This window comes from Streptomyces sp. NPDC037100, assembly GCF_055606225.1.
In genome coordinates this window covers 20,761-42,739 of the sequence record NZ_JBVJSX010000022.1, presented here as the reverse complement: position 1 = coordinate 42,739, position 21,979 = coordinate 20,761, and the positions used below count along the sequence as shown (strand labels likewise).

Below are 21,979 nucleotides of genomic sequence, written 5' to 3'. Positions count from 1 at the left end.
CGGACGGCGGCCCGCTCCCCCGAAGCGCTCCGGGCGGGCGGGCCGCCGTCATGTCGTGTCCGGGTCGGCCGGGTCGGCCGGGTCGGCCGGGTCGGCCGGGTCGGCCGGGTCGGCCGGGTCGGCCGGGTCGGTCAGGTGGTCAGGTGGTCAGGTCGGTCAGGTGGGTGGGCCGTCCGGGAGTTCGGCGACGTCCGCCAGGGCGCGCCTGAGCCACTGGGTCCAGAAGGTCTCCAGGTCGATGCCGGCCCGCAGCACGAGATGCCGCAGCCGGTCCTCGGTGCCGCCCCGGCCCGGCGGGAAGTCGCGCTTCTCGATCTCCTCGTACTCCGCCAGCTGCCGCTCGTGCAGCTCCAGATGGCGCCGCAGGTCGGCCTCCAGACCCGCCGTGCCGACCACGGCCGCCGCCCTGAGCCGCAGCAGCAGCGCGTCGCGGTGCGGCTTGGGGTCCTGGGAGGCGGAGGTCCAGCGGGCCAGTTCGGCGCGGCCCGCGGGCAGGACCTCGTAGCTCTTCTTCTGCCCGCGGGCCGGCTGCTCTGACGGCAGGGCCCTGATGAAACCTTCGGCCTCGAGTTTCCCGAGCTCGCGATAGATCTGCTGGTGCGTCGCCGACCAGAAGTAGCCGATGGACCGGTCGAAGCGGCGGGTCAGCTCCAGGCCCGATGACGGCTTCTCGAGCAGGGCGGTCAGGATCGCGTGCGGGAGTGACATGGCCTCATCCTAGGGACGCGTATCCGCACTACAGGGCGGCTGCGAGCTCCGTGCCCTGCTTGATGGCGCGCTTGGCGTCCAGCTCGGCGGCCACGTCGGCACCGCCGATGAGGTGCGTGCTGCGCCCGGCGGCGAGCAGCTCCTCGTACAGGCCGCGGCGCGGCTCCTGGCCCGTGCAGAGCACGATCGTGTCGACTTCGAGGACCGTGCTCTCCTCGCCGACGGTGATGTGGAGTCCGGCGTCGTCGATCCGGTCGTAGCGCACGCCCGGGACCATGGTGACGCCGCGGTGCTTGAGCTCGGTGCGGTGGATCCAGCCGGTGGTCTTGCCGAGGCCGGCGCCGACCTTGGAGGTCTTGCGCTGGAGCAGGTGGACGGTGCGCGGCGGGGCGGGCCGCTCGGGCGCGGCGAGTCCGCCCGGGCCGCGGTAGTCCATGTCGACGCCCCACTGGCGGAAGTACGTCGCCGGGTCCTCGTGGGCCTTGTCGCCGCCGTCGGTGAGGAACTCGGCGACGTCGAAGCCGATACCGCCCGCGCCGAGGATCGCGACCCGGTCGCCGACGGGGGCGCCGTCGCGCAGGACGTCCAGGTAGCCGACCACGCTCGGGTGGTCCACACCCGGGATCTCGGGGGTGCGCGGGGTGACGCCGGTGGCGACGACGACCTCGTCGAACCCGTCGACGTCGGCGGCCGTGACCTGGGTGTTCAGCCGGATGTCGACACCGTGCCAGTCGAGCTGGGTGCGGAAGTAACGGAGCGTCTCGTCGAACTCCTGCTTGCCGGGGACCTTGCGGGCGACGTTGAGCTGGCCGCCGATCTCGCTCGCCGCGTCGAACAGCGTCACGTCGTGTCCGCGTTCGGCGGCTGAGACCGCACAGGCGAGGCCGGCCGGGCCGGCGCCGACGACCGCGACGCGCTTGCGCAGCCGGGTCGGGGAGAGCACCAGCTCGGTCTCGTGGCAGGCGCGCGGATTGACCAGGCAGGACGTGATCAGGCCGCTGAAGGTGTGGTCGAGGCAGGCCTGGTTGCAGCCGATGCAGGTGTTGATCGCCTCGGGACGGCCGGCGGCGGCCTTGGTGACGAAGTCGGGGTCGGCGAGCATCGGGCGGGCCATCGACACCATGTCGGCGGCGCCCTCGGCGAGCAGTTCCTCGGCGAGTTCGGGGGTGTTGATGCGGTTGGTGGTGACGAGCGGGACGGACACCTCACCCATCAGCCGCTTGGTCACCCAGGTGTAGGCGCCGCGCGGCACGGAGGTCGCGATGGTGGGGATGCGGGCCTCGTGCCAGCCGATGCCGGTGTTGATGATCGTCGCCCCGGCGGCCTCGACGGCCTTGGCGAGGGCGATGACCTCGTCGAGCGTCGAGCCGCCCGGGACGAGGTCCAGCATGGACAGCCGGTAGATGACGATGAAGTCCTCACCGACGGCCTCGCGGACCCGGCGCACGATCTCCAGGGGGAAGCGTGTGCGGTTCTCGTAGGAGCCGCCCCATCCGTCGGTGCGGTGGTTGGTCTGCTGCGCGATGAACTCGTTGATGAGGTAGCCCTCGGAGCCCATGATCTCGACACCGTCGTAGCCGGCCTGCCGGGCGAGGCGGGCGGCGCGGGCGTAGTCGTCGATGGTCCGCTCGATGTCCGCGTCGGTGAGCTCGCGGGGCGGGAAGGGGCTGATCGGTGCCTGGACCGGGCTCGGGGCGACGAGGTCCTTGTGGTAGGCGTACCGGCCGAAGTGCAGGATCTGCATCGCGATCCGCCCGCCCTCGCGGTGCACGGCGTCGGTGATGACCCGATGCTGCTCGGCCTCTTCCTCGGTGGTGAGCTTGGCGCCGCCCTCGGAGGGCCGCCCCTCGTCGTTGGGGGCGATGCCGCCGGTGACGATCAGGCCCACTCCCCCGCGGGCGCGGGCGGCGTAGAAGGCGGCCATGCGCGCGAACCCGCCCTCGGCCTCCTCCAGACCGACGTGCATCGAGCCCATGAGGACCCGGTTGGGCAGGGTCGTGAAGCCCAGGTCGAGGGGGGTCAGCAGGTGCGGGTAACGGCTCATCGGGCCCTCCGTGCGCGGTGTCGTGCCTGTAGTTGTAGAGGACTACCGACTGTTTATGCAACTAGTTGCACAAGGTGATGAAGGGCACAGTAGGGCCATGACCAGAGACCTTGGGACCTGACCGCCGTGGTGGACCTCGCGGGCGAGCTGCGCGGCGGGCTCGCGGTGCTGCTCGACGCCGACGAGCACACCGACGGTTTCGGGGGCGCCCGGGCGTACCTCGCCGACCCGGAAGCGGTCCGCCCGGCCGGGGTGATGATCGGCTGCCCGGGCCTTGACGAGGTCGTGGTCGGCGGGGGCGGGCTGTGGCGGGCCCAGATCACCGTGCACGGGACATCAGGGCACTCCGGGCCGCGCCGGGTGGTGATCGGCGCGTGTCGCGGGGCGGCCCACCTCGTGCGGCTGCTGGACGCGAGTCCGCTGCCCGGCGTGAGCGGCGGGTTCCCCATCGGCAATCTCCCGGCGGCCGAGGGCACCCCGGCCACGGCCGGCTTCGGCCTGCCCCGCGAGGGGCTGCACGGCGTGGACGCACGGGTGCACCTGGCGGCAATCTCCCGGCGGCCGAGGGCACCCCGGCCACGGCCGGCTTCGGCCTGCCCTGCGAGGGGCTGCACGATGTGGACGAACGGGTGCAGCCGGCGGATCTGCCCATGGTGCACGCCGTCTACCGGCGGGCGGTCCTCGACCTGCTCACGGGGTGAGGAGTCAGGAGGCGGTCAGCGGCTCTGCAGACGCACGTGCAGTTCCTTCTCCTGGTCGCCGGAGACCGTGCTGAGATCGTGCACGTCGAACAGCGAGTCCAGGGTCGTACGAAACCGTTCGATGGCCCAGTAACCGCCCTGCAGGTCGGCGTCGACGGACGACGACAGGTGAACCGGCCGCGCGCCCTCGTGCTCGTCGGCGACGTCGAAGGTGCCGAGCCACACGGTCGGGCGGGTCTCGTGCAGTTCCTCGGGCACGTCGTCGGCAGAGCGGTCGGACTCGAAGCAGGAGCACAGTGCGTCGAACACCGTCCTGGCGTCGTGCTTGCTGCACCCGCTGATCTCCACCGAGACGGAGTGGGGGTGCGGTCGCTCGTGGTTCATCGCCATCGTGATCGCTCCTGTCGAGGCCACCGGCTGCCGTATCCGCCCCTACCCCAGCAAAGCACCACCTTCCGGTGAGCACTACCGGCGGTGCCGTTCTCCCGGTGACGTTTTGCGGGGCGGTCCGCGCCGGGTTGGGAGATGGTGGAAGGTGACGGAAGGGGCCTTCGAGGAACGGCTCCGCGCGGTAGAACATGGGGTGTCGGCACACGACGGCGTGCCGCGAGGACGGCGAAGGCGGGGCGTGGGATGAGTGCAGCCGGGTCTCCCGAATCCGCAGGCGACGGTCCGGTGCGCGGGCCGGCGCGTCCGAGCGGGTTGCTGGACGTGCTGCGCGTGGCCTCGGTGGTCCTGGACGCCGAGGGCCGCATCGTGCTGTGGAGCCCGCAGGCCGAGGAGCTGTTCGGGTACGACGCCCAGGAGGCACTCGGGCAGTACGCCGCCCGGATCATGGTCCACGAGGAGCACGTCGACCTCGTGGTCAAGTTGTTCGCCGACGTCATGGGCACCGGTCAGAGCTGGGCGGGAGCCTTCCCGGTCCGCCGCAAGGACGGCAGCACCCGGCTCGTGGAGTTCCGCAACATGCGGCTGCTGGACGACCAGGGCGACGTCTACGCGCTGGGGCTGTGCGCCGACCAGAGCACCGTGCGCCGGCTGGAGCGCGAGGTGGCGCTGTCGACGCGGATGATCGCGCAGTCCCCGACCGGGCTGGCCGTGCTGGACACCGAGCTGCGGTACGTCTCGGTCAACAAGGCGCTGGAGGAGATCAACGGCGTACCGGCCGAGGAGCACATCGGCCGCACCCCTCGCGAGGTGGTGCCCCGGATGGACGTGGACGCCCTGGAATCCGCGACGCGCCGGGTGCTGGAGACGGGCACGCCGGTCGTCGACCAGTCCACGATCGGCCGCACCCCGGCCGATCCGCACCAGGACCACGCCTGGTCGATCTCGCTGTACCGGCTGGAGAACGCCTTCGGCACCGTGCTGGGCGTGGCCGTCTCGATCGTCGACGTCACCGAGCAGTACCGGGCGGGCATCGAGGCCGAGGCGGCGCGCCGGCGCCTGGCCCTGATCGCCGACGCCTCGGGGCGGATCGGCACCACGCTGGACCTGGACCGCACGGCCCGCGAGCTGGCCGACGTGGCCGTGCCGGAACTCGCCGACATCGCGGCCGTAGACCTGCTGGACGCGGTGGTGCAGGGGCGGCGCACCAGCCTGGGCCCCGCCGAGTCGGCCGTGATCCGCGCGCTGGCGGTCCAGGGGTACGACTCCGCCGAGGCGCTGGAGGCGGCCGACACTCCCGGGCAGGTCGCCCGGTACGCGCCCGACCGGCTCGTCACCCGGTGCGTGCGCACGGCGAGCCCGGTGATGCTGCCGGAGGTCAAGGACGAGGACCTGGTGCACATCGCCCGTTCCCCGGAAGCCGCCGAGCTGCTGGGCCGGGCCGGGGTGCACTCGTATCTGGCGGTACCACTGATCGCGCGCGGCGAGGTGCTGGGGGCCCTGGACCTCAAACGCACCCGCAATCCGCTGCCGTTCAGTGAGGACGACCTGCTGCTGGCGCGCGAGCTGGCCGCCCGGGCCGCCGTGCAGATCGACAACGCCCGCTGGTACCAGAGCGCCCGTGAGACCGCGCTCACCCTCCAGCGCAGTCTGCTGCCCAGCCACCCGCCGGTCACGGGCGGGCTCGAGGTCGCCTCCCGCTACCAGCCGGCCGGGGCCACGAGCGAGGTGGGCGGCGACTGGTTCGACGTGATCCCGCTGGACGGCGGCAGGACGGCACTCGTCGTGGGCGATGTCATGGGCAGCGGAATCCCCGCGGCCGCGGCGATGGGGCGGCTGCGCACGGCGACCCACACCCTCGCCTCCCTCGGCCTCGATCCGAACGTGCTCCTGGAGCACCTCGACAAGATCACCGCGGGTCTCGAACAGGCCATCGCCACCTGTGTCTACGCCGTCCATGACCCGCATCTGCGGCAGTGCCGGATCGCCAACGCCGGGCACCTGCCGCCGGTGCGGGTCCGGGCCGGGCGGCCGCCGGAGCTGCTCGCCCTGCCGACCGGGGTGCCGCTCGGGGTGGGCGGTGTCGCCTTCTCCACGACCACCGTCGAACTCGAGCCCGGCGACCGGCTGGTGTTCTACACCGACGGCCTCGTCGAGACCCGGCGCGACCCGATCGACGAACGGCTCGAGACACTGCTGTCCCTGCTCGACGGGCCCGATCTGCCGCTGGAGGACGTCTGCGACCTGCTGCTGCGCACGCTGCACGAGCCGGACAACTTCGACGACGTGGCCCTGCTCATCGCGCGGGCGACCGCACCGGACTGAGAGCGCTACGGTCCGACGCCGATCACTACATGGGCGTACAGCTCCTCCGACACGGCCAGGTGGGTCGTGAGGCCACTGCGCTCGAAGGCCTCGACGGCGGCCGGTGCCTGGTGCCGGCTCGTCTCCACCAGGACGCAGCCCCCGGGGGCGAGCCAGCCGGGCGCCTGTGCGGCGACCCGGCGCAGGACGTCGAGGCCGTCCGTGCCGCCGTCGAGGGCGACCAGCGGCTCGTGGTCCCGGGCCTCCTGCGGCAGCAGCCCGATCTCGTCGCTCGGCACGTACGGCACGTTGGCCGCGAGGATGCCGACGCGGCCCCGCAGCGCGCGGGGCAGCGCCTCGAACAGATCGCCCTCGTGGACACGGCCGCCGGCGGCGGCGATGTTGCCGCGGGCGCATCGCACGGCGGCCGGGTCGATGTCGGCGGCGTGCAGTTCGACGCGGCCGAGGGCGGCGGCCAGCGCCGCTCCCACGGCACCCGAGCCGCAGCACAGGTCCACGACGACGGCGGCACCGGACGCCCGAGCAAGAGCCTGCTCCACCAAGAACTCGGTGCGCCGGCGCGGCACGAAGACGCCCGGGGCGACCGCGATGCGCAGGCCCCGGAACTCGGCCCAGCCGACGACGAGTTCGAGCGGCAGGCCGGCGACGCGACGCTCGACCATGGCGGCGGCCTCGGCCGGGGTGCGGGCGGCGGAGAGGATCAACTCGGCCTCGTCCTCGGCGAAGACACAGCCCGCGGCGCGCAGGGCGAGGACGACGCGGTCACGGGAGGGCGGCGCGGAAGGGGGTACAGCGGACACAGACGGCATGGAAGCCCAGAGCCTTTCGGGAACCGAAGGGCGCTCCGGCGATCGCCTACGACCGGCGATCCGCGCGACGTCGAGAGGAGAGCACCCGAGCTGACACAGCGGTAATGGGTCTCACCTCCTCGGCTTCCGACGGCCGGGTCCTGACCGGCCGGACGGCAACCCTACCCGACCGGCCCGCCCGTCGACACGGCGATCGCGACGGCGCCCGGCCAGGTGGTTGGGTTGTGCAACCATGGAGGGAGCCGAGCAGCACCGTGGTGAGGGAGGGCCCGTGCACACCGCAGACGCCGTGGAGACCATCCAGCGGGAGATGACGGTCTTCGCCCGCCGGGCCAGGGCCGCGGCGGGCCGGATGCACCCCGAGCTGTCGCTGGTGTCGTACACGCTGCTCGGACATCTGGAGGAGAGCGGCGGGTGCCGGGCCACCGACCTGGCCGTCCACTACGCGCTGGACAAATCGACCGTCAGCCGCCAGGTGGCGGGGCTGGAGCGCGCCGGACTCGTCGAGCGCCGCCCCGACGCGGCGGACCAACGCGTCCAGGTGCTGCACCTGACCGGGGCCGGGCGGCACATCCTGGCCCAGGTCACCGAGAACCGCCGCACGGCCTTCCGGGAGCGTCTGGCCGACTGGCCCGCGGAGGACCTGAGCCGGTTCGCGGACTACCTCGTGCGTTACAACGCGTCGCCCGGTCCCGGCCGGCAGGACTAGGACACCCCGCCCGTACGGTTGAATACGCAAACACTGAGCACACCGGGTCCGGCGGGGCGCCGCCGGACCGGCCCGGAGGCACCACCGCATGCACATCACCCGAGGCTTCACCGGACGCCCACGCGTCGCCGACCCCGGCCTGCCGCCCGGCCAGTACGACGCGGGCGAGGACTGGCCCGTCCTGTCGGCCGAGGTCACTCCCGAGCTGGCGGCCGCCGACTGGACCTTCCGCGTCGACGGGCTGGTGGCCGAGCCCCGCACCTGGGACTGGGATGCGGCGCACCGGCTGCCGCCGTCGGCGTACGAGGGTGCCATCCACTGCGTGACGAGCTGGTCGAAGTTCGGGGTGCGGTTCGCGGGCGCGTCCCTGGACGCGTTCCTGGACGTGGTGAGGCCCCATGCGTCGGCCACCCATGCCGTTGCCTACTCGCACACCGGCTACACGGCCAGCCTCCCGCTCGCCGACCTGACCGGCGGGCGCGCCTGGATCGCCTGGGAGTACGACGGGCGACCGCTCGCCCCCGAGCACGGCGGCCCGGCCCGGCTGCTGGTGCCGCACCTGTACTTCTGGAAGAGCGCCAAGTGGATCGCGGGTCTGCGGATCCTCGACCACGACGAGCCGGGCTTCTGGGAGCGCAACGGGTATCACGAGCGGGGCAACCCCTGGGAGGAGCAGAGGTACTCCGGTGACTGAGACCTTCGTGCCGCCCACCCGGTTCGCCGTGCCCGGGCGCATCGCCGTGCCCGAGCAGGCCGCGTCCGAGTGGCAGACCGCCACTGTCGTCGGGATCCGCCGCGAGACCCCGCGCGTGTCCACCTTCCGGCTCGCCGTGCCGGGCTGGCCGGGGCACCTGCCCGGCCAGCACCTGATGGTGCGGCTGACCGCCGAGGACGGCTACGCCGCCCAGCGGCACTACTCGATCGCATCCGCGCCCGACGACTCCGGGCAGGTCGAGCTGACCCTGGATCACGTCGAGGGCGGCGAGGTCTCGGGTTGGTTCCACACCGTCGCCCGGCCCGGTGACCGGGTCGAGGTGCGGGGCCCGGTGAGCGGCTTCTTCGCCTGGCCCGGCGACCGCCCCGCGCTGCTGGTCGGCGCAGGCTCCGGCGTCGTGCCGCTGATGTCGATGATCCGTCACCACCGGGCACGGAACCTGACCGTGCCGCTGCGGTTGGTGGTGTCCGCGCGCAGTCCCGAGGAGCTTCTCTACGCCCGTGAGTTGGGTGCGGAGACCACCACCGTCTTCACCCGGAGCGCGCCGGAGGGTGTGGCGGTCGGACGTATGGCGGCCGCACATGTGGTGCCGCTCCTGGCCGAGCAGCCTTCCGGTGGGTGGGAGGCCTATGTGTGCGGCTCCAACTCCTTCGCCGAGCACGCCTCGCGCCTGCTGGTGACGGCAGGTCAGCCGGTGGACCGGATCCGCATCGAGCGCTTCGGCTGACCCGGGCGTTTCGTCCCGCTCGCGCCGGGCACCCAGCCGGAGGGTTGCGGCAGCCCGCCGCCGCTGTGCGTACGGCCGTGGAGCGATCGATGGGCGCCGCAGGGGGTATCCCATCTGTGAGGGCACACGTACGCGTGACCTGCCGCACGGTACGCGTGAGGTGATGCGCGGGGAGCGGCGGCGCACCGCACGGCCGGTCCGGCGCTCCCTGCGGTGAGGGCGAGGAGGTGGGCATGCGCACCGCGATGCGACTTTGGCGCGGGCGGCGCAGTCCGCTGCGGCGCCGGTCGGATGTCGTCGAAGCGTGGACGGCGCTGGTCGTCGCCGTCCTCGTCCTGGTGGGCGCGCCCCTGGCCGGGGCGGGCGCCGCCCGGTGGGCCCATGGCGAGGCGCGGTCGCTGTCGGTGGAGCAGCGGGCCGAGCGGCATCGGGTCCGGGCCGAGGTGGTCGGCGGGAACGACTCGCTGCCCTCGGTGCGGGCCGGCGGGCGGCACGCGTACCGGGCCACGGTGCGCTGGACGGAACCGGGCGGAGCCACGCGCACCGCGACGGCCCGGGTTCCCGCGGACACCCGGAGCGGCGAGAGGGTGGACGTCTGGTTCGACCGCCAGGGGCACAGTGTGATGCCGCCGGTGGACGAAACGGCGGTCTGGCAGCACACCGTCACCATCGGCGTCTGCGCCACGGGCGGCGCGGTGGCCGTGGTGCTCTTCGGTCACTTCCTCGTGCGACGGGTGGCCTTGCGCCGCCGGCTGGCCGAGTGGGACCGGGCGTGGGCCCGGATCGAACCGGAGTGGACGCATCGCAACGCGTGAAGGCGCGGGACCCCGGAACATCCGAACAAACTCCTGGTCAGTCCTCCGGCCACGCACGTAGTGTGATCATCCGCTGCCCCTGTAGCTGCTTCTCACCCAAGGCGGTCCCGCATGGCCCTGTTCGACCTTCCCCTCGACGAGCTCCGCGAGTACCGCAGCGCGGCCACCGAGCCCGAGGACTTCGACGCCTTCTGGTCCAAGACCCTCCGGGAAGCTCGTCTGCACGACCTGGACGCCCGCTTCGAACCGGTCGACACGGGCCTGTCCACCGTCCAGGTTCTCGATGTGACCTTCGCCGGTTTCGGCGGCCACCCGGTGAAGGGCTGGCTGACGCTCCCGGCCGGCGCGGACGGCCCGCTGCCGCTCGTGGTGGAGTTCGTCGGCTACGGCGGTGGGCGCGGGCTCCCGCACGAGCACCTGCTGTGGGCGTCCTCGGGCCGGGCGCACTTCGTGATGGACACCCGCGGGCAGGGCAGCGCCTGGGGCGGTGGCGGCGGCACGGCGGACCCGGTGGGCGGCGCGCCCGCGTACCCCGGCTTCATGACACGCGGCATCGACGCCCCGGAGAACTACTACTACCGCCGGGTCTACACGGACGCGGTGCGTGCCGTGGAGGCGGCCCGCTCCCACCCCCTCACCGACCCGGCGCGCACGGTGGCCGTCGGTTCCAGCCAGGGCGGCGGCATCACGATCGCGGTCGGCGGCCTCGTCCCGGACCTGGCGGGCATCGCGCCGGACGTGCCGTTCCTGTGCGACTTCCCGCGCGCGGCGACGATCACGGACCGGCGCCCGTACCGGGAGATCGGCCTCTATCTCAAGACCCACCGTGGCCGCACCGAGGACGCGCTGCGCACGGTGTCCTACTTCGACGGCGTCCACTTCGCCGCCCGCGGCCGGGCCCCGGCGCTCTTCTCGGCCGCTCTGGAGGACCAGACCTGCCCGCCCTCGACCGTCTTCGCGGCCTTCAACGCCTGGAGCCACGAGGACAAGACGATCGAGGTCTACGACTTCAACGACCACGAGGGCGGGGGCCCCTTCCAGGAGGCGGCCCAGCTGCGCTGGATGCGGTCGTACATCTGATCCGGCCGTTCACCTCCGCCGGGCTTCCGCTCGGTCCGACCAGTCGGTACGTTCATCGCGCCCGGGCCGCGAAGCGACGGTCCGGGCCCGGGGCGGGCGATCGGCGGAGGGGTTCATGTCCGAGATCGGGACACAGGTGCACGGTCACTGCGACGCGGCGTTCACCGCGGTCCGCCGGGCGTTCGAGGAGAACTTCCGGGAGCGCGGCGAACTGGGCGCCGCGGTGGCGGTCACCGTCGGCGGCCGGACCGTGGTGGACCTGTGGGGCGGCTGGGCCGACGCGGCGCGCTCCCGGCCGTGGGACCGGGACACCCTGGTCAATGTGTGGTCCACCTCCAAGGGGCCGGTGGCGTTGTGCGCGCACATCCTCGCCGATCGCGGTCTGCTCGACCTGGACGCGCCGGTGGCCCGGTACTGGCCCGAGTTCGCCGCCGCCGGCAAGGAGAAGGTCCTCGTCCGGCATCTGCTGTCGCACCGCGCCGGTCTGCCCGGGCTGCGTGAGCCGCACTCGCTGGAGCAGCTCTGCGACTGGGAGCTCACCACGCAGCGGCTCGCGGCGACCGAACCCTGGTGGGAACCGGGCACCCGGTCCGGCTATCACGCGCTGACCTACGGCCACCTGGTCGGCGAGGTCGTGCGCCGGGTGTCGGGGCTGTCGCCCGGGGCCTTCCTGGCGCGAGAGGTGACCGGCCCGCTCGGCATCGACTTCCGCATCGGCCTGCCGGAGGAAGACGCCGGCCGGACGGCCGAGCTGGTTCAGGCGCCGACCACGGCGAACAGTGAACAGGCGGCGGTCTTCGCGCAGTTGGCGCCGGCGGCCATCGCCGCGCTGACCAACCCGGCGGTGTCCGCCGCCGCGGCGAACACCCCGCGGTGGCGGGCCGCCGAAATCCCGGCGGCGAACGGCCACGGCACCGCGCGTGCCGTCGCCGGGCTGTACGGCCTCTTCGCGGGCCGCGGCTCCCGAGGGGGCCACCGCGTGCTGTCCCCCGAGGCGGCCGAGCGGGTGCGCGAGGGGCAGGGCAGCTGCCGGGACCTGGTGCTCGGCGCCGGCTTCGAGCACGAGACGGAGGTCGGTCTCGGACTCTGGCTCAGCGGCCCGGGCGGCTCGTACGGCCCCAACCCGCGCGCTTTCGGACACGACGGCTTCGGCGGCTCCTGCGGGCTCGCCGACCCGGAAGCGGGAGTGTCCCTGGGCTATGTGATGAACCGGATGGGTTCCCGTATCGCCGACGACCCGCGAAAGACGGCCCTGATCGACGCCCTGTACGACGCGCTGTGAGGGCGGGCGCGGGCGGGCCGGTTTCGGCCGAACCGCCCGGGCCGCCCTTCCCTGGTGGTTTAGACCAATGCTAGACCTGGTGGCGCACCGAGCCCGTACGGCTACCGAACGTCACCCACAGGAGGGGCGGCATGGCCCGCACCACCCCGCACGTCCACCAGCCGGCCGAGGGTGAGCCCCTCTACCGGCGGATCGCGACCGCGTTGCTCGGCGAACTGCGCGACGGCACCGTCCCGCCCGGTGAACGGCTGCCGGGGGAACGGCATCTGGCCGGTCACTTCGGGGTCAGCCGGGAGACGGTACGGCAGGCCCTGGAGCTGCTGCGCCGCGACGGGCTCGTCGCCACCGACCGGCGCGGCAGCCACGCCACCCTGCCCGGCCTGCCGGTCGAGGCCCCGGCGTCGCTCGCGTTCCCGCTGGGCGCCCGGACGGAGACCCCGGGCGGCGTCGCCCGCGCCACCGTCACGTGGGAGGCGCCCCCGGTGGACCACGCCGAGGCCCTGGGTCTGCCTCCCGGCCACCCGACCCTGGTCCACCGCTACCGGTGCGCGACCGCCGACGGCCGGGGCCTGCGGACCGCCGTGACCTCGTTCTCCGCCGTGGCGCTGGCGGAGGTCGAGGAGCTGGCCCGGTACCGGGACCGCGCCGACGGCACCGCCGCCGCGCAGCTGCGGCGGGCCTACGACTGGATGCGCCGGGCCGGTCTGACCCTGCACCACCGCGATGCCATCACCCCGCTCGCAAGCACGCCGTCCGTGCGCGTCACGCGGCGGGTGCACGACCAGTACGCGCGCCCGCTGGAGATCACCGACCTCGTGGTGGACGCCCGACAGGACGCGCTGGTCTACGAGTTCACCCTGCCGGGCCGGGCAGCGCCGCCCGCGCCCGAACGCCGTCGGTCACCCGTTCGGCGGGCTTCCGACGCGGGTTCGCGGAGGTGACGGACATCATCGAGAGACGGCACGGTGTCCCCAGGCGAGTCCCGAGAGGATCCCCCATGACCACGTTCACGACCTCCGACGGAACCGAGCTCTTCTACAAGGACTGGGGCGAGGGGCAGCCCGTGGTGTTCAGCCACGGCTGGCCTCTCAACGCGGACGCGTGGGACGGGCAGGCCCGGCTGGTCGCCGAGCACGGGTTCAGGGCGATCGCGCACGACCGCCGCGGTCACGGCCGCTCGGGCCAGCCCTGGCGGGGCAACCACATGGACCGGTACGCCGACGACCTCGCCGAGCTGATCGAGGCGCTGGACCTGCGGGACGCGGTCCTGGTGGGCCATTCGACCGGCGGCGGCGAGGTGGCCCGCTACCTCGGGCGGCACGGGAGTGCGCGGGTCGCGAAGGCCGTGCTGCTGGGTGCGGTGCCGCCGCTGATGCTGCGGACGGAGGCCAATCCGCAGGGCGCACCGATGGAGGTCTTCGACGGGATCCGGGCCGGTGTGGCGGCGGACCGCTCGCAGTTCTACTGGGACCTGAGCGAGAGCTTCTACGGTTTCAACCGGCCGGGCGCGGCCGTGTCGGAGGGCATGCGGCGGGCGTTTTGGAGGTGGAGCATGCAGGCCGGTCTGAAGGGCGCCTACGACTGCGTCGCGCAGTTCTCCGAGACCGACTTCACGGAGGATCTGCGGCGCATCGACGTGCCGACGCTCGTCGCGCACGGGGACGACGACCAGATCGTGCCCATCGCCGCCTCGGCACACCGCACCTCGCGGCTGGTCAAGGACGCGACCTTGAAGGTGTACCCGGGCGCCCCGCACGGCCTGGTCGGAGACTTCGAGAAGGCCTTCAACGACGATCTGCTGAACTTCCTGCGCGGCTGACCCTCACCGCGGCTGCCGGGCCTCGTCCGGCAGCCGGGCCATGACGAGACGCACCCGGGGGCTGCCGTCCGGTCGCCGGCCGAACTCCGGCAGCGTGCGCAGCTCCACCCGGAAGCCGGCCCGCGCGGGTTCGCGCTGTACGTCCGCCAGGCGGAACGCGCGGTAGTACATGACGAACGGAGGCCGCCAGAGGGCGTTGCGCACCCGCATGACGGTGTCGAAGCCGAGCAGCTTCCAGTAGCCGAGTGAGCCCGGGCGGGGCGGGGCGACCAGCGGGAAGGCGAAGCAGCCGCCCGGTCGCAGGACGGAGCGGACCTGCGCGAACAGCCCGGGCAGTTCGCGGGGCAGGAAGTGCCCGAAGGCTCCGAAGCTGACCACCAGGTCGAAGGCGGGCGCGAAGGGCAGCGCGCGGGCGTCGGCGCGGACCCAGGAGACCGGCGGGCCCGTCGGCCCGACCCGCTCGCGTGCGACGTCGAGCATGCCCTCGCTGAAGTCGATGCCGGTGACCCTCTCCCGGCACACCCCTGCCAGCACACCGACGCCCGCTCCCGTACCGCAGCACAGGTCGAGTCCGGCGTCGAAGGGCCCGGCCGACCGCAGGGCCGAGCCCACGGCGTCGAGGATCGCGTCGGGTGTCCGGAAGGGCGTGTGGTCGAACTTCGGCGCGAGGAGGTCGTAGCCGCGCTCGACGGACGACAGCGCCTGGACGGCGAGTTCGCGCACACTGGGGCCTTCGGGGCTGAACATCGGCTCAGCCTAGGTGAGCACGCTGCTGCAGGACGGTGCGTACGCGCTCGCACCAGCGGATGTTCTCCTCCTCGAAGGCGATGCCTCCCATCAGGGTGAGGTAGGGGCCGACACGGTCGGCCTCACGGAGGTACTCCTCCTCGCCGCGGCCGGCCAGGAGGCGCTCGCGCACGCGACGGTAGCGGGCGAGCTTGCCGCGGGCCCACGCCTCGCGCTCCTCGACCAGCGCACGCGTCGCCGCCGGGTCCACGCCGTCCATGGCCTGGATCTTGATGAGGAGTTCGTCGCGGATGGTGGTGGGCCGCCGGGGCGGCGTGGCGGCGAAGGTGCCCAGCTCCTGCCGGCCGGCTTCGGCCAGCGTGAACATGCGCTTGTCGGGCCGCCGTTCCTGGCGCACCACCCTGGCCTCGATCAGTCCGTCCCGCGCGAGGCGCTCCAGTTCCCGGTAGAGCTGCTGCGGGGTCGAGGCCCAGAAGTTGGCCAGCGACACGTCGAACACCTTGGACAGCTCGTACCCCGAGGCCTCGCCCTCCAGGAGGGCCGCCAGAACGGCGTACTTGAGAGACATGTGGACACCGTATCAACCCGTGATTATTCTACTCCGCACCTACTCAACAAATTGACCAAGGCGGGTTCGATGCGTGCATTCCGTGAGGCGATCGAGAAGCTCGACCTCGACGCCGCCGAGGCGCTGCTGGCGCCCGACGTCGTCTTCACCAGCCCCGTCGTGTTCAAGCCGTACGCCGGCAAGGCGATCACGGCGGCGATCCTGCGTGCCGTCTCCGGGGTCTTCCAGGACTTCCGCTACGTGCGCGAGATCAACGACGTGAACGGCAGCGACCACGCCCTGGTCTTCGCCGCGCGCGTGGGCGACCGGGAGATCAGCGGCTGCGACTTCATCCACGTCGACGAGGACGGCCTCATCGACGAATTCACGGTGATGGTGCGCCCGTTGTCGGCGGCCCAGGCACTCGCGGCGGCCATGGGCGAGCAGTTCGAGCGGATCGCCGAGGAGGCAAGGACCCGCTCGGTCTGAGCGACACGTGCTGCCTTCCGTTCCCGCGTTCTCCCGGCGTCCGCGGCCGGTTCGCGGTTTCATGTCCTCATGACGTCCGTCGAGCACGACCGGCTGATGAGGGCCAACCAGGCGAACTGGGACGCCCGTACGCCGGTCCATCTCGCCAGCCGCTTCTACGGTCTCGACCAGGACCTCGAACCCGAGCGCTGGTTCGCGCCGTTCGAGTGGGAGGATCTCGGCGAGCTCTCCGGGCGTGACGTGCTGCATCTGCAGTGTCACCTCGGTACGGAGACGATCGCCTTCGCGCGGCGCGGGGCCCGGGCCGTCGGCCTCGACTTCTCCGGGGCGTCGGTGGCGGCAGCCCAGAACATCGCGGCGAAGGCCGGCGCGGACGTGAGTTACGTCCGGGCGAATGTGTACGACGCCGTCGAGGCCCTGGATGGGCGGCGGTTCGACGTCGTCTACACCGGCAAGGGCGCCCTGTGCTACCTCCCCGACCTGGACCGGTGGGCGGGAGTCATCGCCCGGCTCCTGCGTCCCGGCGGCCTGTTGTACGTGGTCGAATTCCACCCCTTGCTCAACTCGCTCGGCCCGAAGCCCGCTCCGGGCGAGGGGCCCGAGCTGCTGCTGCGCCACGACTACCTGGGCGGCGGCTGCCCGGTGCACCGCGACGGGACCCACACCTACACGGACGGTCCGGCTGTCCAAGGCGCCACGGACAGCTACGAGTGGATGCACGGAATGGGCGAGGTCGTGAACGCGTTGACGCATGCGGGGCTCACCGTGCGGCGACTGCGGGAGGGCGACGAGCTTCCCTGGCCGCGCTGGCCGCAGATGGTCCGCACGGAGTCCGGCTGGTGGCGGCTGCCCGAGCCGCGGATCCCGTTGCTGTACGGGCTGCTGGCCATGCGTTGAGGTAACCACTTACCCTCCACCGCTGCCGGTGGTACATTGCGAGCAGCACTCGTGCACGCCCCTCTTTGCGGGCGCCGGTGCCGTTTCTTATCTCTCACCTTCCTTTCCAGCGCCACGACGTGTTCGTCGTATCCGAAGCGCTGTTCCCCCGCCGCCCGGAGGCGTGCCACCGGCCCTTCCCTCGCGGCTCTCTCCCCCTTCCCTCGGCACGTCCCATGTCCGACGTCCGTGAAAGGACACACACCACCATGACCACCACACTCGACAACCCACCCGTGCGGCAGCAGTCCCCGGCCCGGACGGTGTCCGGTGTCCTCGACATCGACGCCGACGGGAAGGGGCACCTGCGCGCCGAGCACTGCCTGCCCTCGCCCGCCGACGCGACGGTCTCCCCCGCGCTGATCCGCCGGTACGGCCTGCGCAAGGGCGACCTCGTCGAGGGCGTGACCGGAGACCGGCGCGCCCTGACCGACGTCGCACACGTCGCCGGCCATGGGCTCGGTGACCTGCGCGGCCGGCGCCACTTCCGGGACCTGACGCCGTTGCATCCGCACGAGCGGCTGCGGCTCGAGCACCCGGCCGCCGGCCTCGCCGGCCGCGTCGTCGACCTGATCGCACCGGTCGGCAAGGGCCAGCGCGGGCTCGTCGTGGCCCCGCCCAAGACCGGCAAGACCGTCCTCCTCCAGCAGCTCGCAGCCGCCGTCACCGGCAACCATCCCGAGTGCCGGCTGATGATGCTGCTCCTCGACGAGCGGCCCGAGGAGGTCACCGACATGCGGCGCTGCGTACGGGGCGAGGTGTACGCCTCGACCTTCGACCGCAGCGCCCAGCAGCACATCGCGCTCGCCGACCTCGTGATCGAGCGCGCCAAGCGGCACGTCGAGGACGGCGAGGACGTCGTCCTCCTCCTCGACTCGCTGACCCGCCTGTGCCGTGCTCACAACAACGCGGCCGCTTCCGGTGGCCGCATCCTCACCGGGGGCGTCGACGCGTCCGCGCTGACCGGACCCAAGCGATTCTTCGGCGCCGCCCGGCCGGCCGAGGAGGGCGGGTCCCTCACGATCCTCGCGACCGCCCTGGTGGAGACCGGTTCCCGGGCCGACGACTTCTACTTCGAGGAGTTGAAGAGCACCGGCAACATGGAGCTCCGCCTGAGCCGGGACCCGGCGTCCCGCCGGGTGTTCCCGGCGGTCGACATCACGCCCTCGGGCACGCGCCGCGAAGAACTCCTGCTGAGCCGGCCGGAGTTGGCGGCCGTCCACGGTCTGCGGCGCGTGCTGCGGGGCAGGGACGGGCAGGGCGGTCTGGAGACCCTCCTGGAGCGCATGCGCGAGACACCGGACAACGCGACGTTTCTGCGGCGCATCCAGCCGACCCTGCCCTCGGGCTGACCCGGGCAGATCATCCATCCGGGTGCCAGTGCGCGGAATGCGGCCCCGCCGTCGCCGTGCGAAGCAGGTCCGTTCCTACGTTGATCATATGATCATCGGATTCTCTTCCCGGGTGGCTGTGTCGGCCGGTGCGCTCTGCGTGGCGGGGCTCCTGGCGCTGACGCCCGCGGCGGCGGCCGGCCCCGGTGGCTCGGAGCCCACGCCACCGGGCGGGCCGAGGGCCGCGGCCCCGCACCCCTCGCTGCTGTACCGTCCCGGCACCCAGGTACGCCTGCGCGCCGGGGCGTCTCGCGTCCCGAAGGTCTCCGCGCTGTCCTGGCTGGTGGCCGACGCCCGCAGTGGTGAGGTGCTCGCCGCCCACAACGCCCACCGCAGGCTGCCCCCGGCCAGCACGCTGAAGACCCTGTTCGCCCTCACCGTGCTGCCCGGGCTGCCGGCCGGCGTCCGGCACACGGTCCGCGAGCGGGAGTTGCGGGGTATCGGTGCCGGCAGCAGCCTGGTCGGGGTCGCCGAAGGCCGCTCGTACCGGATCGCCGACCTGTGGCGCGGTGTCTTCCTCAACTCGGGCAACGACGCCGTGCGCGTCCTCGCCGAGCTCAACGGCGGCTGGCGGCTCACGGCCGAGCGGATGCAGGCCAAGGCCCGCTCCCTCGGCGCCCTCGACACCCACGTGGTGTCACCCGACGGCTACGACGCACCCGGCCAGGTGTCGTCGGCGTACGACCTGGCGGTGTTCGGCCGGGTGGGGCTGCGCAACCCGGACTTCGCCCGGTACTGCGCCACCGTCGCGGCCACGTTCCCCGGCGGCGGCACGTCGTCGTACCCGATCCTCAACACCAACCGGCTGCTGAGCGGCGCCAAGGGCGTGAAGCCGTACCCCGGGCTGATCGGCATCAAGAACGGCTACACCAGCAAGGCCGGCAACACCCTCGTCGCGGCGGCGCGCCGGGACGGGCGCACCCTGGTCGTGACGGTGATGAACCCTCAGGACGGCGGTGGGTCCGCCGTGTACGAGGAGGCCCGCTCGCTGCTCGACTGGGGCTTCAGGTCGGCCGGGAAGGTCGAGGCGGTGGGCGCGCTCGGCGCGCCGCCCACGTCCACGCCGCCGCCGACGACGACGCCCGCGGTCGCGGCGGCCGTACCGGAGGAGCACACCTCCGCCTGGACGGAGGCGGGGCTGATCGCGGGTGCCGCCGGGACGGGCGCGGCGGTCGTGGTGCTGGTACTGCGGCTCCCGGTCCGCAGACCGGGCCGGAGCTGACCGACCGGCAGCCACAGCAGCAGCCCCAGGGTGATCCAGGCGTAGGTGTTGCTGCCCACGAACCCGTCGACACCGGAAGCGTCGTCGAACCACAGCCACACCACGCTGGTGCACAGCACCGCGTACAGGGCGCCCGCGATCCGGGGGCGCCCCGCCCGGACCAGCACGGCGAAGGACGGGAGCAGCCACACCAGATGGTGCACCCACGTGATCGGACTGACGAGACAGGCGGCGAGGCCGGTCAGAGCGAACGCCGCCGTCCAGTCCCCCGCGGCCACCGCGCGGCGCGTCCGCAGCACCCATACGCCGAGGACCGACAGGACCACCACCGCCCACACGGCGCGGTCCGCTTCACCGAGCCGGGCCAGGATGCCCTGCACCGACTGGTTCGAGACGTAGTCGAGGCGCCCCACGCGGCCGGTGTCCCACAGTGCCTCGGTCCAGTAGAAGCGCGAGGCGTCCGGGTCCACCCAGGCCGCCAGGGCCGTTGCCCCGAGGGCGACGGCCGTCGCGACCGCCGCCGCGTGCCACCGCCTGGCCACCAGCAGCAGACCGATGAACAGCGCGGGTGTGAGTTTGACCGCCGCCGCGAGCCCGATGCCGGCACCCGCCATGCGTCCGCGTCCGGTGGCGAGCAGCGTCGCGTCGGCGAGGACGAGTGCCAGCAGCAGCAGGTTGACCTGACCGAAGCTGAAGGTGTCGCGCAGTGGTTCGAAGAGGGCGAGCAGACAGGCGATCAGGGCCCAGCCGAACCAGCCGTGGCGCCGCCGGTCCGGCCCCGCGAGCAGGCGCAGGACCACGGCGAGGGCAGCGAGGTTGAGCAGCAGGGCGGCGACGATGGCGGTGCGCAGGTCGAGCAGGGCCATCGGCAGCATGGCGACCGCGGCGAACGGCGGGTAGGTGAAGCCGTACGTCGTCCCGGGCACCCGGTAGTCGTACACCCGGCCGTCGTGGTGGACCCAGCTGTCGATGCTGCCGTAGTAGACACGCAGGTCGAACCAGTCGCGCAGCAGCGGCACGGTCGCGGTGAAGACCGTCACCAGTGCGGCGAGGGCCAGCACCAGCAGCAGCCGGCCCCGGTCGGTGCGCGGCAGGGCCGGGGTCATGCCGCGCGTCCCGGCGCCGGGGCGAGTTCGGCCTGGTGGGCCTGGCACAGCACGACGACCGCGAGTGCTGCGCCACAGACGGCCAGCACGAGTTGCCCCGAGTCCGCCGGGCCGCCGCTGGGCAGGACGGACAGCGCGAGCACGCCGGTCACCGCCGCCGTGCGGTGGCGTACGGAGGTGCTGGGTGCGGCGGCGGCGATGAGGAACAGGCCCCACAGGGCGTACCAGGGACGGATCGCCGGGCCGAGCGCGGCCACCGCCGCCAGGGACAGGCCGAGCGCGTACACCGGCCGCAGGCGCAGCCGCCGCCAGATCAGCACGATCGCTGTCCCGGCGGTCACGATGCCCAGCGCGTTCCAGGCGGGGACGGCGAAGGGCGCGAGGTCGCTGCCGAGGTGCGTGAGCAGGGCCCGGGTGGCGCGGCCGAGGAGGGTGGTCAGGGCCCAGTTCTGGGGAGAGGCCGGGGTGTTCAGGGCGCCGACCCAGCCGTATCCGGTGCCGGCCACGGCCGTCGCGGCGACGGTGGTCCCCGCGGCCGCCACGGTGGTGGTCACGACGGCCTTCGGCAGCCCGCGGCCGGCGCGGACCTGGAGGACCACGACGGCGGCGAGACCGAGCACGGCGGGTGCCTTGACCAGAGCGGCGAGGGTCACCAGGACGGCGCCGAGGACCGGCCACCGGCCGCCTGCGGCCACCAGGCCGACGCCGAGCAGGCCGAGCATGACGGCGTCGTTGTGGGCTCCCGCGACCAGGTGCAGCAGGACGAGCGGGTTGAGGGCCCCCAGCCACAGCGCGGCGGACGGGTCGGCGCCGTTGTGGCGGGCGAGGCGGGGCAGCGCGGCCGCCATCAAGGCGACGCCGGCGAGGGCGACGAGCCGCATCCCGAGCAGTCCGGCGGGCAGTTGGCCGCGGGTCAGGCCCGACAGGGCCGCTGCCACAGCGAGGAACACCGGCCCGTACGGGGCGCCCGTGTGCCGCCAGAGCGGGGCGACCTCGTCGGCGAGCGGACCGCCGAGCAGGGACGGCCCGTGCGCGTAGACGTCCAGGTGCGCCTCGACCATCGCTCCCTGGGCGAGGTAGCTGTAGACGTCCCGGCTGAACAGCGGCGGAGCGAGCAGCAGCGGGGCCGCCCATGTCGCGAGCACGAACAGAAGGGCGCGCGGCACGGGTGGTCTCGGCCCCCGGACGAGCCGGCCCAGCAGCGCCCAGGCCGCGATCAGCAGGACGACGCCGAAGTACGCGCTGACCAGGCCGAGAGCGGCGCGAGCGGAGGCCGGGTGAAGAAGGTCCTCCACGGGCAGGGCGCCGGCCGTCTCACCGCCCAGGGCCAGGCAGGCGGTACCGGCCAGACCGAGCATCTGGCAGCGGCGGAGATCGACGGGGAAAGCCATGGCCAACACTCGGGCAGCGTGTCAACGGC

The 21,979-nt window shown here is 73.0% G+C and carries 20 protein-coding genes and 1 pseudogene; 13 read left to right on the top strand and 8 right to left on the bottom strand.

Translation table 11 applies throughout. From position 1 onward, the window contains the following. Window positions 1–156: 156 nt before the first annotated feature. From ACZ7EG_RS39135 to ACZ7EG_RS39125, 3 genes are all read right to left on the bottom strand, one after another. Window positions 157–708, bottom strand: a complete 552-nt coding sequence (locus tag ACZ7EG_RS39135) for a PadR family transcriptional regulator (RefSeq protein WP_471089510.1) — start codon at window positions 706–708, stop codon at window positions 157–159. A 28-nt stretch (window positions 709–736) separates the two neighbouring features. Beyond that, entirely contained in the window at window positions 737–2,752 is a 2,016-nt protein-coding gene (locus ACZ7EG_RS39130) for an FAD-dependent oxidoreductase (protein ID WP_471089507.1), read from the bottom strand. 716 nt (window positions 2,753–3,468) lie between these two features. Beyond that, window positions 3,469–3,837: a hypothetical protein gene (locus ACZ7EG_RS39125; RefSeq protein ID WP_471089537.1), complete on the bottom strand. Its 369-nt coding sequence runs from the start codon at window positions 3,835–3,837 to the stop codon at window positions 3,469–3,471. A 249-nt stretch (window positions 3,838–4,086) separates the two neighbouring features. Between ACZ7EG_RS39125 and ACZ7EG_RS39120 the strand changes: the two genes are divergently transcribed. Then, window positions 4,087–6,165, top strand: a complete 2,079-nt coding sequence (locus tag ACZ7EG_RS39120; RefSeq protein WP_471089504.1) for a SpoIIE family protein phosphatase — start codon at window positions 4,087–4,089, stop codon at window positions 6,163–6,165. A 5-nt stretch (window positions 6,166–6,170) separates the two neighbouring features. Here the strand turns inward: ACZ7EG_RS39120 and ACZ7EG_RS39115 are convergent, their stop codons facing one another. Next, on the bottom strand, window positions 6,171–6,974 hold the full coding sequence (locus tag ACZ7EG_RS39115; protein WP_471089501.1) for a putative protein N(5)-glutamine methyltransferase: 804 nt from the start codon (window positions 6,972–6,974) through the stop codon (window positions 6,171–6,173). 232 nt (window positions 6,975–7,206) lie between these two features. On the opposite strand from ACZ7EG_RS39115, the gene ACZ7EG_RS39110 reads away from it, so the two are divergent. The 8 genes from ACZ7EG_RS39110 (at window position 7,207) to ACZ7EG_RS39075 (ending at window position 14,121) form a co-directional block, all read left to right on the top strand. Continuing rightward, window positions 7,207–7,683: a MarR family winged helix-turn-helix transcriptional regulator gene (locus tag ACZ7EG_RS39110; RefSeq protein WP_471089497.1), complete on the top strand. Its 477-nt coding sequence runs from the start codon at window positions 7,207–7,209 to the stop codon at window positions 7,681–7,683. Window positions 7,684–7,771: 88 nt separating this feature from the next. Continuing rightward, the gene (locus tag ACZ7EG_RS39105) at window positions 7,772–8,377 is read left to right on the top strand and encodes a sulfite oxidase-like oxidoreductase (RefSeq protein WP_471089494.1); all 606 of its coding nucleotides are present in this window, start codon (window positions 7,772–7,774) and stop codon (window positions 8,375–8,377) included. Beyond that, window positions 8,370–9,125 (top strand): ferredoxin reductase, encoded by a 756-nt coding sequence (locus ACZ7EG_RS39100; protein ID WP_471089491.1) that lies wholly within the window; start codon window positions 8,370–8,372, stop codon window positions 9,123–9,125. Before ACZ7EG_RS39105 ends, ACZ7EG_RS39100 begins: the two co-directional genes overlap by 8 nt. Window positions 9,126–9,358: 233 nt before the next feature. After that, entirely contained in the window at window positions 9,359–9,940 is a 582-nt protein-coding gene (locus ACZ7EG_RS39095) for an Rv1733c family protein (RefSeq protein ID WP_471089488.1), read from the top strand. 111 nt (window positions 9,941–10,051) lie between these two features. Further along, a complete protein-coding gene (locus tag ACZ7EG_RS39090; RefSeq protein WP_471089485.1) occupies window positions 10,052–11,020 on the top strand; it encodes an acetylxylan esterase in 969 nt (322 codons plus the stop codon). A 115-nt stretch (window positions 11,021–11,135) separates the two neighbouring features. Next, window positions 11,136–12,302: a serine hydrolase domain-containing protein gene (locus tag ACZ7EG_RS39085; protein ID WP_471089482.1), complete on the top strand. Its 1,167-nt coding sequence runs from the start codon at window positions 11,136–11,138 to the stop codon at window positions 12,300–12,302. 131 nt (window positions 12,303–12,433) lie between these two features. Then, the gene (locus tag ACZ7EG_RS39080; protein ID WP_471089479.1) at window positions 12,434–13,243 is read left to right on the top strand and encodes a GntR family transcriptional regulator; all 810 of its coding nucleotides are present in this window, start codon (window positions 12,434–12,436) and stop codon (window positions 13,241–13,243) included. 56 nt (window positions 13,244–13,299) lie between these two features. Further along, a complete protein-coding gene (locus ACZ7EG_RS39075; RefSeq protein ID WP_471089476.1) occupies window positions 13,300–14,121 on the top strand; it encodes an alpha/beta fold hydrolase in 822 nt (273 codons plus the stop codon). Window positions 14,122–14,124: 3 nt separating this feature from the next. Here ACZ7EG_RS39075 and ACZ7EG_RS39070 read toward each other — a convergent pair whose 3' ends face one another. Then, window positions 14,125–14,868 (bottom strand): class I SAM-dependent methyltransferase, encoded by a 744-nt coding sequence (locus ACZ7EG_RS39070; RefSeq protein ID WP_471089474.1) that lies wholly within the window; start codon window positions 14,866–14,868, stop codon window positions 14,125–14,127. Between the two features lie 4 nt (window positions 14,869–14,872). Continuing rightward, entirely contained in the window at window positions 14,873–15,436 is a 564-nt protein-coding gene (locus ACZ7EG_RS39065) for a PadR family transcriptional regulator (RefSeq protein WP_471089470.1), read from the bottom strand. 69 nt (window positions 15,437–15,505) lie between these two features. Here ACZ7EG_RS39065 and ACZ7EG_RS39060 point away from each other — a divergent pair, with 69 nt between their 5' ends. The 4 genes and pseudogenes from ACZ7EG_RS39060 to ACZ7EG_RS39045 form a co-directional block, all read left to right on the top strand. Continuing rightward, window positions 15,506–15,904: a nuclear transport factor 2 family protein gene (locus ACZ7EG_RS39060; protein WP_471089467.1), complete on the top strand. Its 399-nt coding sequence runs from the start codon at window positions 15,506–15,508 to the stop codon at window positions 15,902–15,904. A 69-nt stretch (window positions 15,905–15,973) separates the two neighbouring features. After that, window positions 15,974–16,801 (top strand): class I SAM-dependent methyltransferase, encoded by an 828-nt coding sequence (locus tag ACZ7EG_RS39055; RefSeq protein ID WP_471089464.1) that lies wholly within the window; start codon window positions 15,974–15,976, stop codon window positions 16,799–16,801. A 248-nt stretch (window positions 16,802–17,049) separates the two neighbouring features. Then, window positions 17,050–18,192 carry a transcription termination factor Rho gene (gene rho / locus ACZ7EG_RS39050; protein ID WP_471089461.1) on the top strand — a complete coding sequence of 381 codons (1,143 nt, stop codon included), beginning with the start codon at window positions 17,050–17,052 and terminating at the stop codon, window positions 18,190–18,192. Window positions 18,193–18,229: 37 nt separating this feature from the next. Beyond that, window positions 18,230–19,117, top strand: a pseudogene (locus tag ACZ7EG_RS39045) (D-alanyl-D-alanine carboxypeptidase family protein); the annotation flags it as partial. A gap of 59 nt (window positions 19,118–19,176) precedes the next feature. Here ACZ7EG_RS39045 and ACZ7EG_RS39040 read toward each other — a convergent pair. Then, window positions 19,177–20,559: a glycosyltransferase 87 family protein gene (locus tag ACZ7EG_RS39040; RefSeq protein ID WP_471089458.1), complete on the bottom strand. Its 1,383-nt coding sequence runs from the start codon at window positions 20,557–20,559 to the stop codon at window positions 19,177–19,179. Next, window positions 20,556–21,950 carry a polyprenol phosphomannose-dependent alpha 1,6 mannosyltransferase MptB gene (mptB, locus tag ACZ7EG_RS39035; protein ID WP_471089456.1) on the bottom strand — a complete coding sequence of 465 codons (1,395 nt, stop codon included), beginning with the start codon at window positions 21,948–21,950 and terminating at the stop codon, window positions 20,556–20,558. The genes ACZ7EG_RS39040 and mptB overlap by 4 nt, the downstream gene beginning before the upstream one ends. Window positions 21,951–21,979 lie beyond the last annotated feature (29 nt).

What these genes read in the sequence shown, in the direction of transcription:
- ACZ7EG_RS39135 (WP_471089510.1), bottom strand. Translation starts at nt 708, where the DNA reads ATGTCACTCCCGCACGCGATCCTGACCGCCCTGCTCGAGAAGCCGTCA.
- ACZ7EG_RS39130 (WP_471089507.1), bottom strand. Translation starts at nt 2,752, where the DNA reads ATGAGCCGTTACCCGCACCTGCTGACCCCCCTCGACCTGGGCTTCACG.
- ACZ7EG_RS39125 (WP_471089537.1), bottom strand. Translation starts at nt 3,837, where the DNA reads ATGAACCACGAGCGACCGCACCCCCACTCCGTCTCGGTGGAGATCAGC.
- ACZ7EG_RS39120 (WP_471089504.1), top strand. Translation starts at nt 4,087, where the DNA reads ATGAGTGCAGCCGGGTCTCCCGAATCCGCAGGCGACGGTCCGGTGCGC.
- ACZ7EG_RS39115 (WP_471089501.1), bottom strand. Translation starts at nt 6,974, where the DNA reads ATGCCGTCTGTGTCCGCTGTACCCCCTTCCGCGCCGCCCTCCCGTGAC.
- ACZ7EG_RS39110 (WP_471089497.1), top strand. Translation starts at nt 7,207, where the DNA reads ATGGAGGGAGCCGAGCAGCACCGTGGTGAGGGAGGGCCCGTGCACACC.
- ACZ7EG_RS39105 (WP_471089494.1), top strand. Translation starts at nt 7,772, where the DNA reads ATGCACATCACCCGAGGCTTCACCGGACGCCCACGCGTCGCCGACCCC.
- ACZ7EG_RS39095 (WP_471089488.1), top strand. Translation starts at nt 9,359, where the DNA reads ATGCGCACCGCGATGCGACTTTGGCGCGGGCGGCGCAGTCCGCTGCGG.
- ACZ7EG_RS39090 (WP_471089485.1), top strand. Translation starts at nt 10,052, where the DNA reads ATGGCCCTGTTCGACCTTCCCCTCGACGAGCTCCGCGAGTACCGCAGC.
- ACZ7EG_RS39085 (WP_471089482.1), top strand. Translation starts at nt 11,136, where the DNA reads ATGTCCGAGATCGGGACACAGGTGCACGGTCACTGCGACGCGGCGTTC.
- ACZ7EG_RS39080 (WP_471089479.1), top strand. Translation starts at nt 12,434, where the DNA reads ATGGCCCGCACCACCCCGCACGTCCACCAGCCGGCCGAGGGTGAGCCC.
- ACZ7EG_RS39075 (WP_471089476.1), top strand. Translation starts at nt 13,300, where the DNA reads ATGACCACGTTCACGACCTCCGACGGAACCGAGCTCTTCTACAAGGAC.
- ACZ7EG_RS39070 (WP_471089474.1), bottom strand. Translation starts at nt 14,868, where the DNA reads ATGTTCAGCCCCGAAGGCCCCAGTGTGCGCGAACTCGCCGTCCAGGCG.
- ACZ7EG_RS39065 (WP_471089470.1), bottom strand. Translation starts at nt 15,436, where the DNA reads ATGTCTCTCAAGTACGCCGTTCTGGCGGCCCTCCTGGAGGGCGAGGCC.
- ACZ7EG_RS39060 (WP_471089467.1), top strand. Translation starts at nt 15,506, where the DNA reads ATGCGTGCATTCCGTGAGGCGATCGAGAAGCTCGACCTCGACGCCGCC.
- ACZ7EG_RS39055 (WP_471089464.1), top strand. Translation starts at nt 15,974, where the DNA reads ATGACGTCCGTCGAGCACGACCGGCTGATGAGGGCCAACCAGGCGAAC.
- rho (WP_471089461.1), top strand. Translation starts at nt 17,050, where the DNA reads ATGACCACCACACTCGACAACCCACCCGTGCGGCAGCAGTCCCCGGCC.
- ACZ7EG_RS39040 (WP_471089458.1), bottom strand. Translation starts at nt 20,559, where the DNA reads ATGACCCCGGCCCTGCCGCGCACCGACCGGGGCCGGCTGCTGCTGGTG.
- mptB (WP_471089456.1), bottom strand. Translation starts at nt 21,950, where the DNA reads ATGGCTTTCCCCGTCGATCTCCGCCGCTGCCAGATGCTCGGTCTGGCC.